The 16,057-nt window shown below is 71.0% G+C and carries 11 protein-coding genes and 1 tRNA gene; 5 read left to right on the top strand and 7 right to left on the bottom strand.

The features are described 5' to 3' along the window. The first annotated feature begins 101 nt into the window (after positions 1-101). From CEP50_RS06700 to CEP50_RS06685, 4 genes are all read left to right on the top strand, one after another. On the top strand, positions 102-566 hold the full coding sequence (locus tag CEP50_RS06700) for a peroxiredoxin (protein ID WP_106113071.1): 465 nt from the start codon (positions 102-104) through the stop codon (positions 564-566). A gap of 46 nt (positions 567-612) precedes the next feature. Beyond that, a tRNA-Val gene (locus tag CEP50_RS06695) sits at positions 613-684 on the top strand. Between the two features lie 1,232 nt (positions 685-1,916). Further along, complete coding sequence (locus tag CEP50_RS06690) at positions 1,917-2,498, top strand: TMEM165/GDT1 family protein (protein WP_106113127.1); 582 nt, start codon at positions 1,917-1,919, stop codon at positions 2,496-2,498. A gap of 91 nt (positions 2,499-2,589) precedes the next feature. Then, on the top strand, positions 2,590-3,657 hold the full coding sequence (locus CEP50_RS06685) for a saccharopine dehydrogenase family protein (RefSeq protein ID WP_106113070.1): 1,068 nt from the start codon (positions 2,590-2,592) through the stop codon (positions 3,655-3,657). 18 nt (positions 3,658-3,675) lie between these two features. On the opposite strand, the gene CEP50_RS06680 is transcribed toward CEP50_RS06685, so the two are convergent. From CEP50_RS06680 to CEP50_RS06665, 4 genes are read right to left on the bottom strand one after another with little or no spacing between them, the layout of a single operon-like run. Next, positions 3,676-4,944 carry a TIGR02679 family protein gene (locus CEP50_RS06680; protein WP_106113069.1) on the bottom strand — a complete coding sequence of 423 codons (1,269 nt, stop codon included), beginning with the start codon at positions 4,942-4,944 and terminating at the stop codon, positions 3,676-3,678. Further along, positions 4,941-9,146: a TIGR02680 family protein gene (locus CEP50_RS06675; protein WP_106113068.1), complete on the bottom strand. Its 4,206-nt coding sequence runs from the start codon at positions 9,144-9,146 to the stop codon at positions 4,941-4,943. The genes CEP50_RS06680 and CEP50_RS06675 overlap by 4 nt, the downstream gene beginning before the upstream one ends. After that, on the bottom strand, positions 9,143-10,378 hold the full coding sequence (locus CEP50_RS06670) for a TIGR02678 family protein (protein WP_106113067.1): 1,236 nt from the start codon (positions 10,376-10,378) through the stop codon (positions 9,143-9,145). Before CEP50_RS06670 ends, CEP50_RS06675 begins: the two co-directional genes overlap by 4 nt. 17 nt (positions 10,379-10,395) lie before the next feature. Next, positions 10,396-11,907, bottom strand: a complete 1,512-nt coding sequence (locus tag CEP50_RS06665; protein ID WP_374957088.1) for a DUF2397 domain-containing protein — start codon at positions 11,905-11,907, stop codon at positions 10,396-10,398. A gap of 477 nt (positions 11,908-12,384) precedes the next feature. Between CEP50_RS06665 and CEP50_RS06660 the strand changes: the two genes are divergently transcribed. Beyond that, the gene (locus CEP50_RS06660; RefSeq protein WP_106113066.1) at positions 12,385-13,332 is read left to right on the top strand and encodes a cobalamin biosynthesis protein; all 948 of its coding nucleotides are present in this window, start codon (positions 12,385-12,387) and stop codon (positions 13,330-13,332) included. Positions 13,333-13,360: 28 nt separating this feature from the next. Here CEP50_RS06660 and CEP50_RS06655 read toward each other — a convergent pair whose 3' ends face one another. The 3 genes from CEP50_RS06655 to CEP50_RS06645 form a co-directional block, all read right to left on the bottom strand. Continuing rightward, positions 13,361-14,215, bottom strand: coding sequence for an SURF1 family cytochrome oxidase biogenesis protein (locus tag CEP50_RS06655; protein WP_106113065.1), 855 nt, complete (start codon positions 14,213-14,215; stop codon positions 13,361-13,363). A 115-nt stretch (positions 14,216-14,330) separates the two neighbouring features. Next, a complete protein-coding gene (locus CEP50_RS06650; protein WP_106113064.1) occupies positions 14,331-15,233 on the bottom strand; it encodes a fructosamine kinase family protein in 903 nt (300 codons plus the stop codon). Positions 15,234-15,370: 137 nt separating this feature from the next. After that, positions 15,371-15,895: a low molecular weight protein-tyrosine-phosphatase gene (locus CEP50_RS06645; protein ID WP_219905357.1), complete on the bottom strand. Its 525-nt coding sequence runs from the start codon at positions 15,893-15,895 to the stop codon at positions 15,371-15,373. Between the last annotated feature and the right edge of the window lie 162 nt (positions 15,896-16,057).

Below are 16,057 nucleotides of genomic sequence, written 5' to 3'. Positions count from 1 at the left end.
CGCGGCGCGCACCGGTGGTCGTCCGACTGCCGGTGCGCGTTTCCGGCGAAGCGGTGTAGGTTCGGCGCCGCAACACCGTCGTCTTACGGAGGTATGGGCGCATGACGCTCGAGGTCGGTGCCGCAGCGCCGGACTTCACGCTGCCGGACTACAACAAGGAGAAGGTGTCGCTGTCCGACTTCCGGGGCGACAAGAACGTGCTGCTGGTCTTCTACCCGTTCGCCTTCAGCGGGGTCTGCCAGGGCGAACTGTGCCAGGTCCGTGACGACCTCGGCGAGTTCCAGAACGACCGGGTGCAGGTTCTCGGGGTGTCGGTCGACTCCCCGTTCGCGCTCAAGGCGTGGGCCGAGCAGGAGGGCTACACCTTCCCGCTGCTTTCCGACTTCTGGCCGCACGGGGAGGTCGCCAAGGCCTACGGCGTGTTCAACGAGCAGTCCGGCATGGCCAACCGGGGAACCTTCCTCGTCGACACCGAGGGCAGGATCCGGTTCGCCGAGATGAACCAGCCGGGCGAGCCTCGTGACCAGGAGGCCTGGAAGAAGGCGCTCGCGGAACTGTCCGCGTGAATCTCAGCGGTGGTCGGCCTGTATGATGTGGGTCGGCCATCGCCGAGGGCGCATAGCTCAGCGGAAGAGCACCTGCCTTACAAGCAGGGGGTCGCTGGTTCGATCCCAGCTGCGCCCACCGTCCTTGACCCGCACAGAAGCCTTTCCCGCTCGCACGCAGCGGCTTTTCTGTTTTCCCGGGGTCTCGGTTTGGGTCCCGGAAGTACGTGTTCAACCGCTCGGCGACGTCGTGACCTACGCCTTCGGTGACGTGCACGGAGCAGTGCTTCATGGTGACGACGGAGAAGTGACCTCCTGTTCGACCGACGTTCCGTGAAGCCAGCCACCGCAGACCTTGGCCTCCTTGCGCGGGTCGGTGGCGCGCACTTTCGCGACGACACGTTCGGCCTGCTTGTCGGGGGGTTCCCTTCCCACGGGAAACCGCATGAGGAACCGGGTGTGTTCCGGTGTGAACCCGCCGTGCGTCCAGCAGTCGCGCCACGGCCCGTCCGGGCCGTTCCCAGGGGCGCTCGGCGTGAGTACGGACGAGTTCGGTTTCGTACTCCTCCGAGTCGAACCGGACCTCCACGCGGGGGCCGTCGGTGGGCAGCAGTGGGCTGTCCGGTCCCAACAGCAGGTCCGGATCCAGGCACGGTCCGGTGTCGAACTCGGAATCCGATCACGTCCCGCCCGTCGATCAGGAACCTGGTCTCGACCGTGTTCCAGGTGGAGTCCTCCGGTAGCACCACGGAGATGTTCAGGTGGCTCGGCACGCTGCCGGACTAACCACGGCGTCCACGGGATTTCGCCCGACATCCGGTGGGGCGGCGCTGGTGAGCCGGCTGGTCGCATCCGAGATCGTGTCCGCCGACACCGCGCGATCGCCTTCTTCCCGAGTGTGGCCGGATGGTGGATTTCCTGTGGGAGAAACGGGAAAGGGAACAGGGGTGAGCGTCGACGCCGTTTCCGCCACCAGCGCGGGACCCGCGCCGTCCGCACGGGTTCCTCCTGTGCCCAAACGTGCCGTACGGCGCCGATCTTCCGGTTTTGTCCCGGACATTTCCGGTTTGTGTTCCGGCAACACCGGGGTGAGAGGGTGTGCGGAAAAATGTCTTTCCCCGGGTGGACGTGCGGTTTCGACGAGGCGAAAAAGTTTTTTGGTTCCGTTTTCTCTCCGATTTTGTCCTTCCTTTTTTCGCTCGCGGTGTTTTTTCGCTCCGATTTTTTCGCTAGTCTGCGGTCGCGGCGACGCGGAAAAGGATTCTCCCGTGGAGAACGATCTGCCGGGAAAGGCGCTGTTTCCCGCCGAGGCAGTCCGTCCGTGCCGCCCGGTTTTCCTCGTTCGACGGTACGTGAGAGGTGGAACAGGGCGTGTTGGCCAGTTTCGCGCTCAGCTCGGCGGCCATCTTCGTGGCCGAGCTCGGCGACAAGTCGCAGCTGCTGGCGATGAGCTTCGCCACGCGCTACCGGATCCGGCACGTGCTGCTGGGGATCACGCTGGCCACCGCCGTGGTGCACGCCCTCTCGGTGGCGCTGGGGCTCGGACTCGGTGCGGCCCTGCCCACCGACTGGATCGGGATCTTCGTCGGCGTGGCCTTCCTGGGGTTCGCGGCCTGGACCGTGCGGGGTGACGAGCTGGACGACGCGGAAACCGGGCGAACCGGACGGCGTGCCGCCGGTTCCGCCCTGCTCGCGGTCGGCACGGCGTTCCTGCTCGCCGAGCTGGGGGACAAGACCATGCTGGCCACGGTCACCCTCGCCACCAAGCACGACTGGTTCGGCACCTGGGTCGGTTCCACGGTGGGGATGGTGCTGGCCGACGCCCTCGCGGTCGTGGCCGGACTGACGGCGAGCAGGTACCTGCCCGAACGTCCGGTGCGCTACGGAGCGGCGGTCCTGTTCGCCGTGTTCGGGACATGGCTGACCGTCTCCGGGCTGATCGCCGTCGGATAGGTTGGAGACCAACCGGGTTCGCCCGAGCGGGTGGAACTCGTGCGGGTGGCCCGGTCGTGACCCCACCACCTGTGCTTTCGGGAGGCCACCCATGGTCTGGATGCTCTACGGCGCCACCGGCTACACCGGGAGACTGGTCACCGAGCTGGCCGTCCGACGTGGGCACCGTCCGGTGCTGGCCGGGCGGAGTCCGGAGGCGCTGGCCGCTCTGGCGGTCCCCCACGGTCTGGAGTACCGGACCCTGGACCTGCGGGAGCCCGAGGCGCTCGAAGCCGGACTGCGGGACGTCGACGCGGTGGCGCACTGCGCGGGACCGTTCTCCCGAACCTCCGCCCCCATGGTCGAGGCGTGTCTGCGCACCGGCACCCACTACCTGGACATCACCGGTGAGATCGACGTGTTCGAGCGGTTGTTCGCCGAGGACGAGCGGGCGCGCCGCAGCGGGGTGACGCTGCTTCCGGGGGCGGGTTTCGACGTGGTCCCCACCGACTGCCTGGCCGCCATGGTGGCCGCGCGGCTGCCGAAGGCCACCGACCTCGACCTGGCCTTCCTCCCCGTGGGAGGAGTCAGTCCGGGCACGCTGAAAAGCGTGCTGGAAGGGATGGCCCTGGGCGGGCGGGCACGTGTGGACGGAACCCTGCGGGAGGTGCCGGTGGGGTGGCGCAGACGCGGCGTCGACTTCCCCACGGGAACGCGAACCGTCTCCGCCCTGCCGTGGGGCGACGTCGCGACCGCCTACCGCACCACCGGAGTGGGCACCATCACCACCTTCGCCCATCTGCCCGGGCTGAACCGTCTGAAACCGGCACTGGCGGAGAAACTGGGGCGGGTTCTCGCCGTGCCGTCGGTGCGTCGCGCCGGTGAGACCGCCGTCGACCTCCTGGTACGGGGACCGGGCCGTGGACGCCGGGCGAACGGCAGGGTCGAGGTGTACGCCGAGGCCGGCGACGCCGAGGGCAACACCGTTCGTGCCGCACTCGTCGGACCCGACACCTACGACCTCACCGCCGAGGCGGTGCTGCGGATCGTCACCGACCTGAGCCGGGGTGTTCTTCCCACCGGCACCCGGACCCCGGCCACCGCCTTCGGCCCCGACCTCGTCCGGGAGCTGCCGGGCGTCCGGGTGGTGGAACCCGAACACGTGCGGGCCCCGGGGTGAGCCCGCACCTCCCGCCGATCACAGTCCGGAACGCAGGTCCGCGAGCAGCCACGCGAGCACGGTTTCCTCCTCGACGACCCGGCCCGCCGTGGACATCACCTCCGCCAGGTCCGGATCCCACGGAGTCTCCACGGCCTCCCCGTCCAGGATCGGCAGGTCGGTGCGTTCCGCGGAGGCCAGGTCCACGGCGGAGCGGTAGTCGGCCGCCGACATGCGCCACGGTCGCACGCCCGCCGTCGTCCACAGGGAGCGCATGATGGAGACCCCGGACCAGTCGAAGTCCCCGTGGTAACGCAGCACGGCCCCGTCCTCGCCCAGCCGGTCGAGCAGTTCGGCCGCCACGGTCGACGGTCTGCCGGAGACGCAGACCAGCGGATGTCGGATCTCGCTCTCGACGGCGGCCTCCAGCACCCGGGGGTTCTCGCACACCGCCACCACCGTTGCGGGACGCACCAGCCGCTCGGGTGCGGCACGCAGGTCGAGCTGGGTCAGGTGCGTGGGAAGGCCCGCCTCGGTCCGGCCGGCCACCGTCGTTCCCCAGCCCGTCGTGTCGTCGACCGGGAGAGCCCAGCACAGCACCGTGGCCGAGACCGCGTCGGGACTCACCCCGCAGGTTTCCCACAGGGAACGCCGTTCCCGCTCGTTGGTGGGAGGCTCGGTCTCGTGGGCGATGGCGGCCGCCCGCAGCACCACCCGGCTCAGGGTGGTGCCGTTGTCCAGCAGGTGCGCTCCTCCCGCCGCCCGCGCGGCCAGCTCCGCCCGGGACCAGCGGCTTCGTGGGCTCGTGCCCGGGGTGAGCACCATCCGGGAGAGCACCGCCGCGGCCTGCTCGGCGACCGGTTCCAGGTCCTGCTCGGCCACCCGCCCGTACCGGCGTATCCAGTTCACCCACGCGGTGGCCCACTGCGCCGTGTCCAGTCCGCGCGCGGTGAGAGCAGCGGTGAACACCTCGGTCACCCGGTCGTTGCGGGCGGCCCGGGCGGCCGAGGCCGATTCGCGCCGGGTGACCGGACGCCCGTGCAGGATCTCCAGCACCCGCTCCAGGTCCAGCCCGAACCGGGTGTCCCGCACGGCGCGATCCAACTTGGCCACGTTGATCCGGGTGCCCTGGCCCCACATGGGCCTGCCGTAGACCTCGCCCACCTTCGTGCGCGTCCGCTCGTCCGGCAGTTCCAACCGGAAGGTGGCCGGCCGGTCGGGCGCCTCCAGTGCCTGCCTGGCCTTTTCCCACAGCCCGTGCAGTTCCGGAACGTCCCAGACCGCGCGTACGTCCTCGACCTCGCTCACTGTTCAGCCCGTTCCAGGCCGCGACCGTTCCACACGGTGTGGGTGCAGGCGATCCCGTGCCCGCTGCGCGGTCGCAGCACGTCGTAGATGTGCATCGTCGGGATCTTGGGAGACACGCCCCAGCCGCTCGGCCAGGTGATCAGCCAGTCCATGTCCAGGTCGACCAGCAGCCCGAGCATACGCGCCACCGTCGGGTCGTCCAACCGTTCGAAGGCCTCGTCCAACAACACCAACCGCAGCGGCTCGTGCCGCACGGCGGAGGACTCGATCGCGTCGTAGAACGAAGCGGCGGCGGCGAACAGGGTCACATAGGACACCAGTCTGGTCTCCCCCGAGGACAACTGACGCAGCCTGCGCACCCGCTGGGAGTCGTCCGGACCGGTGTCGCGGACCCGCACGGTGAACTCGTACCAGCCGCGGTAGTCCAGCGCCTCGGCCAGTATCTCGGCATAGCCTCCGGAGACGCTCTCCCGCTGGGACTCGATCAGGTCGGTGAACACCCTGCGCAGCAACGCGTCCTGCTCCTCGGTGCGGCGGGCGAAGGGGGTGCGGATCACCTCGACGGCCTGACGCATGTCCTCGCTGAGCGAGGCGGCCGGTTGCCAGTCCAGCTGGACGTGAACTCCCTGACTCGAACGGGCCCCCTCCAGCACCCGGTTCATCCGGTCGCACAGATCCCGGGCGGTGGAGATCTGGTCGCGCAGCCGCTCCGCGAGGTCGCGGATCAGATAGTCGGCGAAGATGGCGCGGTAACGCTCGTTGAGGTACTCGCGCTGCTCGGAGAGGCGTTCGGCGGTCTGGCGTGCCGCCTCGGCCACCGGAAGCGGCCCCTCCTCACCGAGTACCGTGACGGTCAGCGCCCGGGACCGCTCCTCCGTGGTGATGTCGTAGTGCCCGCTCAGCGACTGCTTCAACGGGTGCAGCCTGTCGTGCACCTCCTTGACCCCGCGAGAGGGAGGAGACTCGGGCACGGACAGCAGTGTTTCGACGGCCTCCTCGACGTCCGGAGGGGAGGTGGGAAGCTCTCCCTCCACGGCCCCGGCGGCCGCCGACCAGAAGGCGGGGAGCAGCACGGCCTCCCGCAGGGCCTCCACCGCCGCGCGTTCCTCCGAGTCGCGTTCGGTGAGACGTTGTCGCGCCGAGTTCAGCTTCTCGGAGAGTTTGCCGACCTCCTCCCGTGCCGCCGAGGCCCGTTCGCGCACCTCGGGAATCTCTCCGCGCAGCCGTTCCCGTTGTTCCTCCAGTTCGGCCACCTGCTCGGACACGCGCCGTCCCTCCTCGCCGACCGAGGCGGACAGCTCGGCCAGCACGGCGGTCTGCTCGGCGTGGTGCTCGCAGTGCTGCTCGGCCAGCGACTCCGCCGCCATGCGGTCGGCGACCATGGCGTCGTGATGCAGCATCGTCGCACGCACCTGTTCGAGCGTGCCCAGGCAACGCTGGTCGATCGTCTCGCGCAGCGAGTTCAGCGCCTCGTGGGCCTCGTTGGCGGCGCGGTGGGCAGCCGCCAGGGAGTCGCTGTCCGGTCTCAGCCCCGCCTGCCCCGCGGCTCGGGCCAGCTCGGCGTGCACGGCCTGCCAACGCTGGTCGGCCAGCTCGTGTTCGCCGCGCAGCTTGTTCGCGGTGCGCTGCGCGTCGTCGGCGTCGTCCACCGCCGTGGAGAGCCTCGCGTGGGCACTGAACAGCTCCCCGTCCTCCGGATAGGACTCCAGCGTCTCGTCCAACGCCTCGGCGTGACGGAGCGCCTCGGCACGGCGTCGCCGGGCCTCGGCCAGCTCCGCCCGCAGTCCGGTGAGCTCGTCCTCCAGTTCGGCGATGCGCCGTTCCCGCGCGGCCTGCCGCGCTCCCGCGCCCACGTACTCGGCCGTTTCCTTGACCCAGGCACCGGAGAGGGTTCCGCAGCTCCACCGGCCCTCGGTGTCCACCGCGAGGGTGCCCCCTTGGGGGGAGACGGCCACGGTGTTCAGCAGCCGCAGCACCCGCTCGGCGGACACCGGCGATCCCGGTTCCACGGCGGGCACCAGCAATCCGGCCAGGGTGTTCCCCTCGGCGGGCTCACCGGGACGGGCCAGCAGCTCCGCGGTGTCCGGATCCACGGCGGTGCCGTCGGCGCTCACCCACGCGTTCAACAGGCCACTCGCCTGCAACGCCCCCTCCAGCCCGGCACGCTCGTCCTCCGGCAGGGACTCGGCGAAGTCGACCGTGCGGTAGAACGGTGACCCCTCGGCGGGGTCGCGTTCGGCGCTCGCCCAACAGGGGCGTGAGGGGTGGGGTTCCCCGCCGGAACGCAGTTCGGCCAGCTCGGTCTCCCGTGTTCCGACCGCGTGGCGTGTCTGCTCCAGCTCGCGTTCGGCGTCGGTGACGCGTTCCCGCGCCTTCCGCAACACGGGCTGGACCGCTTCGCGGAGACGTTCCCGTGTCCGGCGGGCGGCGAACCTGTCCGCGACGAGGTCGTCGACGGTGGGCAAGGCGGGCAGCTGCTCGGAACCGGACTCGCCGGCCAGGGGGGTGTCGTTCCACCAGGAACGGGCCCGCTCGACCCAGTCGGAGGCGGTGTCACGCAGATCCTGACGCAGCTGGTTGCGCCGGGCCGCCGCCCTGGTCGCGGTGTCCCGGGCCCGTTCGGCCTGTTTGCGGATCTCCTCGACCTCGGCACGTTGGCGCTCCGAGTCCACCGCCTGCTGGTGCAGGGCCGTGACCAGGGCGACCCGCTCCCGTGCCGCCTCCGCGGCCCGTTCGGCCCGCTCCTCGACCTCGTGCAGCCGGGAGGCGAATTCCTCGGTGTCCGGCTGGGGAGGGGTGTGCCGTTCCACGGTCAGCCACTCCGACTCCGACGCCGGGTCCGTGGTGGCCCGCACGTACTCGGAGTGCACAGTGGCCTCAGCCTGGGGGACCGTGGGTACGGCCGGTACCAGTGAACGGTCCAGCCCGGAGGAACTCATCCGTTCGGCGGCCCGCTCGCAGTGCCGACCGGCCGCCTCGACGTCGGAACCCAACCGGGACACCATGCCGAGCACGGTGGAGACCGAGCGTTGTTCCTGGTCGCGATGATTGCCCGCGGTGCGCAGCGCGCCCTCGGCGGCGGAACGGGCGTTTTCCACCAGGGCCCGGCGGTCGTGCAGGTTCTGCAGCTGGGTGTAGGCGGGGCTGGCGCGCAGCGCCTCCAGCGAGGACTCCAGCTCCCGTTCCCGGCGTTCGAGTTCGGAAACCCGTTCCTCGGCGCTGGCCCTTCCGTCCTGTTCGGAGGTGCGACGCCGCTCCAGCTCCGCGATCTCGGAGTGCAGCTCGTCCCGGTGCTTTCGCGCCTCGCGCACGGCCTCGGCCCTGGAGCGCAGCACGGTGAAGGCGTAGTCGGAGTAGCTGGCCATGAACGTGGACAGCGCCGTGTCCGCCGTGCTCAGGCGCAGAATGTTCTCCCGGATCGACTCCAGGTCCTCGAAGGAGGTGGCCAGCCGCTGCACCAGCGCGGGATCCAGCGGGGGAAGGGCGTCGGAGAGGATCTGTTCGAGCTGGCCCTCCTGGACCCGCAGCCCCACGTCGGGATTGCGCAGGGTCCGTTGCAGGTGCAGCAGGTCCCCGTATCGTTCCGGGGTGATCCCGTAGACGACGTCGGCGATGTGTTCCCGGAAGGAACGTTCGTCGAAGATCCGGTCCGCCCCGAGCTCCTCCCGCAGCTGGGTGGGTCCGAGCGGGAACCCCTCCGGACTGACCAGGCGCAGGTCGTGGCCCACCCGGCGCTCCGTCACGAAACGCCAGGAGTCGCTGATCTGGTTGGCGGAGACGGTCGCCTTGACCCCCACCCCGCAGGTGAGGAACCGTTCACCGCCGTCGTCGAGCCGTCGGCTCAGCTCCACCCAGGCGTAGCCGGTGCGGTTCCCTCCGCCCTCGCGTTCGTCCAGCATCAGCCGTCTCATGCTGACCGTGTCGAAGCCCTTCGACCCGATGTGGCGGAGGTCCCCGTCCAGGCACAGCGGCAGCAGCAGCTCCAGGGTGCGGGACTTGCCCGAGCCGTTGGTCCCCTGGAAGACCGCCCGCCCGCCCCGCAGGTCGAACTCCTGGTCCGCGTACTGCCAGATGTTGATCACTCCACCCCGGCGCAACCGCCAGCGGTCCCCGTGTCCGCCCCCCGCACTGTCGGAGCCGGGGGCGAGGCGGTGGCCGCGGTCTTCCGCGCCCTCGGGGTGGGTCACCGCTTCCGTGCTCACTGCCGGAGTGCTCCTTCCAGGTGATCGAACAGGTCCGCGGTTTCGGCTCGCTGCTCGGGACTCGGTTCCGGTTCCTCGGTGGCGGGGTCGGGCTCGCCGTCCGGGATCGGAAGCCAACGATGGGCGCTGGGGCTGAGCAGCCACCCGGAGTGCCCCTCCTGCCCGTCCGGGACCAGCACCCCGACGCGGTGCAACAGTTCGACGACCGCCCGGGTCAACGACTCGGGGTCCTCCTTGGCCCGCCGGGACCAGGCCGAGGGGTAGCTCTCCAGCAACCCGGTGCACACCCGTGTGACATCCTGCCACGTCACCGGATGACGCCGGTCCGTGGAACGTGGCTCCGTCGTGTCCAGCAGCTCCGGCAGCGCGAGCTGGGCGACACGGGCCACCGTCGAGGTTCCGGGGAAGGGGGTGTCGTTGAGGTAGTCCTGCGGGTCGGAGGTGGCGATCCCCTCCGAACGGGACTCGGCGACGAGACCGAAGTAGCGTTCCAGCGTCCGCGTCTCCCGCAGGCGGTGTCTGCGCAACCAGGTCGCCTGGGCAGCGGGCAGGTCCGCGTAGTGCACCACGGGGTCCTCGACGAGTCTGCGGCGCACCGCCTGCTCCACGGTGGGTACGTGCGAACCGCTCGTTCCGGCGGAGAGGTCCACCAGAGCTCCGGCGTCCTCGGCCTCACTCAGCGGCCCGCCGAGCAGATGTCCGAGCAGATCGGTGTCCACCGTGATCAACGCTTCGGCGGTGGCGTCGTTCGCCAGCGGAGCCACCGCCCCCTCGGTCTCGGTCAGCACTCCGAGCGAGACCAGATGGCGCAGTGCCGATGCCAGCGAACGCCGGTCGGCCGGGTCGTCACCGAGGGCGACGCCCGCCTCCGCGGCGGCGGAGCGCACGTCGGCCACCAGCCGGGAGAGCAGGATCTGCTTTCCGCATCCGGTCAGGGCGGCCAGCGTCAGAGCCACACAGGCGTACCCCCGGGGGGACAGCGCGGCGACGCCCCGGGTCGCGTCCCGCCCGGGACCGGACTTGTACAGCCGCGCGTAGCGTCGACTGATCACCAGCCGGTATCCGAGCAGCGTGCTGAACAGTTCCTGCAACACGCCGCGGTGGCGGTAGACCATGCCGAGCAGCTCGCCGTCCGGACCGTCGGCGCGCAACAACGGTCGCCGCAGCAGGGTTCGGGCGCAGCGCACCACGTTGGCCGCGTCTATGTCGCCGAGCAGTTCGAAGCTGTCCACACCGTGTTCTCGTCCGCTCACCGGGCCGCCCCACTGATCCTGTCGGAGGTCTCCGCGTTTCCGTCGTGCTCGCCGGTGGTCTCGGCCGGTCGCAGTTCGAGTGCCGTGCCCTCGAGTACGAGTTCGCCCGTGACACTGGAGATCCTCGTGTCACCGCTGGAAGGACGCAGGGTCAACCGCAACCCGTGTGCCGGTTCGACCGCCGTTCCGCTCTCGGAAGGGGAGTCCCGTGCGGCCATGGCCAGGGTGAGCAGTTCGCACAGTATCTCCAGGGCGTCCGCGGACAGCCGCACGGCGCCCGGGTCCTGCCGGGCGGCGGCCAGCTCCGCGACGGCTGCGGCCCGCCGCCGCTGCTCGGCCCGCCTCTCGTCCAGCAGGCGCTGTTCGGTCATCGGATCGTGCAGCACCCTGGAGCTTCCCACCTGCGCACTCCGGTCGGAGCGGTTGCGCACGTTCACCGGACGCTGCACCCGTCTGCCGTCCCTCCAGGAGATCGTGTGCTCGTCCCCGTCGTGGTCGGCAGCGGGTTGCAGACACCGGGCGGAGTGCAGACCGAAGGCGGCCGCGTAGAGCTGGTGGGCCTCCTCCCGACTGGACCGGTCGAACCAGGCCGCCAGTTTCAACAGCTCACCGCGGTGTCCGGGAACCGGGCCACCGCCCGAGGTGGCGTGTTTGACGCTGGCCAGCAGCGAACCGATGGCGCGCGCCGTGGCCTCCCGCAGTGCCGAGACCTGGCTCGGGCGGCCCGGCGCGTCCAGGAACCACTCGGTGAGCTCCTGCCAGTCTGCCTCGGTGCGTCCCCGGGCGCGTTCCACCTCCTCGCCGAGGTCCTCCTCGGTGTCCAGCACCGCGAGCAGCTCCCGCCTGTGCCCGGCCAACACCCGCAGGGAGTCCGCGACGGGTTCGGTGTGGCGGATGACGTCCTCGACGACCGACTGGATGTACTCCACCAGCAGGTTGCGGAACCCGGATATCTCGGTGGGAGCCAGCTGGTGCCGGGTCACCACCTGCCCCAGGTAGGCGTAGAAGTCCCGGACCGTGGCGGCCAGCTCGGCGTGCTGCAGGAACACCGTGGTGACCTGCTCGCAGAGCCGTTCGCGGGCGCGTCCCGCCCCCGTCCGCTCGGCGAGCGCGGCGGGCAGCAGCTCGACGATCTCACGCAGTCCCCGCTCCACGGCGGGGAGCAGCTCCCGCGACACCTCGCGAGCCCCCTCGGGGACCCGCAGCAGCGCGTCCACGTCCCGTTGCACCCGCACTCCGAGCTTGCTGACCTGGAAGCGCGCGCTGCCGTGCTGGAACTCGGCGATGCTGGAGGCGACGGTCTCCCGTCGCCCGAAGGTGAGGTTCCCCCACTCGCGGAGTTTGCGCAGTCTCTCCACCACCGTGGACAGTTCCGACTCGCCCTCGGCGATGCGTCCCTCCCGCTCGGCCACCGCCAGGGAACCGGCCACTTCGGAGGCGGACAGGTCCGCGAGCAGGGTGGAGGTGAACAGGCGCATGATCGCCAGATAGGTGCGGTGCCCGCGCACCTGGAGGTGCCGGTACAGCCGTAGCCGCTGTTCCTCGGGAGTGTGCTCGGTGGCGAGCTCCTCCTCGACCGGTCGTTCCCATCCCGGGGAGGGGAGCGTGGGTGACTCGCCGGAGTCGGGTGCGGGGGTCGGGCGGCCGCGCGGCGTGGCGGGCGTCTCCTCCTGGAAAGCCGGTGAGGGGCCGGACTCGGCACGTGGTTGCGCGGCTTCACGATCGGCGGTCACGGTCGGCCACGATAACCCCGCCCCGTGGTGAGATCGAAAACACTCCGTCACCGTGAGGGCTTCCTCGCCCGCAGTGGTTCGCCCGGAGAGGAGGCCCGCCGGGTGGGACGTCTCCGGGACTCTCGTGCGGACCACCTCGGTGGCGGATCGTGGTCGGGGAAACACTCCGAAAGGGGACATCAGGGAGCGTTCGGTGGGGGGGCGGTAGCGTGCTGTTCCGGGTCGACGTGGAACAGTCGAGGAGGAAACGCGGTGAACACGGGGCGGGCGGTAGGACTGTTACTGGGGGTCGCCGCCGACGCGGTGCTGAGCGATCCCGAACGGGGCCATCCGGTCGCCGCCTTCGGTGGGCTGGCCGAACGCTTCGAACGGGTCGTCTACCGGCGCAGCCGGCTCGCCGGGGCCCTCCACACCGGCGGACTCGTCGGTGGTGCCCTGGTGCTCGGCTGGGTGGCGGAGCGGGTGGGACGACGTGGTCCGGCCACCCGGGCGGTTCTGACGGGGGTGGCCACCTGGACCGTGCTCGGTGGGGCCTCGCTCGGGCGTGAGGGCACGGTGTTGGCCCGCCACCTCGAGGCCGGGGAGTTGGAGCAGGCCCGCGCCCGGCTGCGGGGGCTCTGCGGCAGGAGCGCCGACAGGCTGGACGACCAGGGGTTGGCGCGGGCCACGGTCGAGTCCGTGGCCGAGAACACCTCGGACGCCGTGGTGGCCCCGTTGTTCTGGGGGACGTTCGGAGGGGTTCCCGGTCTGCTGGCCTATCGCGCGGTGAACACGCTCGACGCCATGGTCGGTCACCCGAGCGAACGCTACCGGGAATTCGGATGGGCCGCCGCACGGCTGGACGACCTGGCGAACCTCGTGCCCGCCCGCCTGGCCGCTGGACTGACCGCGTTGTGCGCCCCGGTGGTCGGTGGCTCGGCCAAGGGAAGTTGGCGGGCCAGGCGCCGGGACGCCGCCGCCCACCCGAGCCCGAACGCGGGGCAGGTGGAGGCCGCCTTCGCGGGAGCCCTGGGGATCCGTCTGGGTGGGCGTACCGACTACGGGCACGTCGTGCAGCACCGCCCGGTGCTCGGGGAGGGTCGTACCGCCGACGGCGGCGACGTCACCCGGGGAGTGGAGTTGTCCCGGGTGGTCGGAGCCGTGGCCGGAGCACTGGCCGCCGGGGTGGCCGTGTTCGTCACGAGGTCGCCGCGGCGCTGACCCCGCGGTCGCCGGACACGGCGGACGGTCACTCGGTCCCGGCAGCCCCCTCCCGTTCCCGCCGCTCCTCCTCGGCGACGAGCTCGGACACGGATTTGCGGCGGGGCCGTTCCCGCCGACTCGGGCCGCCGGAGGGAGTCCTCGCCGCTCCTCCGCCGGACGAGCGTGCCTCGGTGTGGATCAGGTATCCCGCCGCCAGCGGGGCCATGGTGCCGAAGATGATCCACTGCATGGCGTAGGAGAGGTACGGTCCCGACTCCAGCCGGGGCAGCGGCATCGCCCGCACCGTCCCCGGTTGGTCGGCCACGAGCGAGAAGTACCCCGGCCGCATCGGGATGTCCACACCGCGCCCGACGGTGTCGGCGTTGATCGCGTAGGCCCACCGGTGCCCGTCGTGGCGGAACAGCTCACGGTTCTCGCTGTCGTGCTCGTCCAGCCGGATCCGCGCCGTCACCCGCACCGTTCCCGAGGGAGGATCCGGGTACTCGGGTGCCCGGGTCGACTCCACCGGCCGGATGAATCCCCTGTCCACCAGCAGCGTGGTCCCGTCCTCCAGCCGGAAGGGGGTCAGCACCTCGAAAGCGGGCTCGCCCAGCACCGTGCGCTGCCAGGCCAGCGTCTCCCCACGGGGCAGGTAGTGACCGGTGAAGGTGACCCGGGTCCACTCGTCGGACTCGTTCGGGGCGGCACCGTCCGGTAGCACTCGCTCCAGGGGGACCGGCTCGGCGCGCATGGACGCCCGCACGGCCTCGTTGCGTGCCTGGGTCTCGGCGTGCCTGTCGAACTGCCACGGTGCCAACACCGTGAAACAGAGCATGGAGAAGACGCCGACCAGCAGGAGGAGGCCGATCCAGCCGGGGCGCAGCAGAAACCCGAAACGCACGGGTCCACGGTAGGCCGTGTGTCGACTCCCGCCGCACCGCCCCGGCAGAGGGGAGGGCGGGATCACGGAGAGGAGCCGTGCTCGCCGTGCGGCGAGGTGGTACCAGTGGGGGCGCTCAGTGCTCGCGCAACGCCTCGCGCGCCACGCCCACCGCCCGGGCGGCGAACCCCCTCCCGAAGAGCACGCCGTGCACCAGCAGCGGAAAGAGCTGATGCAGTCCGACCCGTCGGCGCCACCCCTCGGCGAGGGGCCGCTCGTCCTCGTAGGCCCCCAGTATCTCCTCCAGATGGGGGCAGCCGAACAGGTTCAGCATGGCCAGATCGGTCTCCCGGTGCCCACCGTGCGCCGCCGGGTCGATCATCCACACCCCGGTGGAGCCGTCGGCGGGGTCGTGGCCCCAGTGCACGTTGCCGCTCCACAGGTCACCGTGCAGGCGCGCGGGAGGCTCGTCGGCGCCGGGAAGCTGTTCGAGCAGTTCGCAGGCCTCGTCGATCGTGGCGGCCTCGTCCGTTCCCAGAGTCCCGGCGTCCACCAGCTCGCGAACATAGGGCTCGACCCGGAGCCCACGGTAGAAGGTGGGCCAGTCCGCCCCGGGATCGTTGCGCATGGGGGCGAGTCCGATCCAGGCGTCCCGGGGTCCCCCCGGCGGAGGACAGCCGTGTGCTCGGGCGCCGGAGGCGTGCACGCGTGCGAGTTGCCGACCGAACTCCTCGGCCGCCTTCCGGGAGGGGGTGGAGGCGCTCACGTGGTCGGTGACCAACCACCGCTCGTCCTGGCCGTGGACCCGGGGAACACGTGCCTGCCCGGACTCGTCCAACCAGCGCAACGACGCGGCTTCCGCCTCGAGCGCCCCCGGCATCCCGGAAGGGGCGGACTTGGCGAACACACGGTCGCCGGTGGCCAGAGTCACCTCGTAGGCCTCCGAGGCGTCGCCTCCCCCGAGAGGGCGTGCCCTCTCCGCGCGGGAACCGGTGAGCCGCTCCACCGAGGCCGCCAGTCCGTCGGGTAGGTGTCGCACTTCTCGCCTTTCGCCGAGGTTGTCGTCCGTTCACCGGGTGGTCCGTGGTCACCCGGCGTGCCGCCACGCGCGGGAGCCGTCCGGTGTGCCGACACGAGTCGTCCCAGCCGGTCGTTCCGGGGCCCCGGAAGGACCTCTCAGGCGGGGGCCTCCGAGGAGTCGGAGGGCCGGTGTTCGCCCAGTCGCGCCCGAACCCAGTCCAGCACTCCCGGAACCGAGGACTCGATCATCTCCATGACCCGGTCGAACCCGCGTTCGCCGCCGAAGTAGGGATCGGGCACCTCGGCCCACTCGTCGGAGCCGGGGTCGAAGGAGCGCAGCAGCCTGGCCCGGTCCGGGTTCGGCAGCGAGTCGCGGAGCACCCGGAGGTGACCGGCGTCCATGGCCAGCAGCAGATCCGCTCCGATGTGGTGTTCGTCGAGCTGGGCAGCGGTGTGCTCGGTCGGGTAGCCGTGGTCGGCCAGCACCGCGCTGGTGCGCGGGTCGGCCGACTCCCCGACGTGCCACGGCCCGGTTCCGGCGCTGGAGACCTCCACCCGGTCGTCCAGGCCGGCCCGGCGCAGGTGTTCACCGAAGACCAGCGCGGCCATCGGGGACCGGCAGATATTGCCGGTGCAGACGAACGAGACGTGCAGCGGCTTCGCAGTGGAGTCGAGTGTCACGTCCCCCAGTGTCCAACTCCCGTCCCCGGGGTGGGAGCAGGGTCCCGGACTTCTCCCCGGAGTGTCCGGAGTACCGCCCCTCGGGGCCGCTGCCCGGAGGAACTCGGCCGGCCGAGGGGCGAAGGGGGGACTCCCTCCTTGCCCGTGCGTGCCGGAGGGGAA

It is taken from the genome of Actinopolyspora mortivallis (assembly GCF_003001495.1).
Classification (GTDB): Bacteria; Actinomycetota; Actinomycetes; order Mycobacteriales; family Pseudonocardiaceae; genus Actinopolyspora; species Actinopolyspora mortivallis_A.
This window is presented reverse-complemented; position numbering and strand designations above follow the sequence as displayed.

Coding starts and splice junctions, on each gene's coding strand:
- CEP50_RS06700 (WP_106113071.1), top strand. CDS start 102: ATGACGCTCGAGGTCGGTGCCGCAGCGCCGGACTTCACGCTGCCGGAC.
- CEP50_RS06685 (WP_106113070.1), top strand. CDS start 2,590: ATGGTCTGGATGCTCTACGGCGCCACCGGCTACACCGGGAGACTGGTC.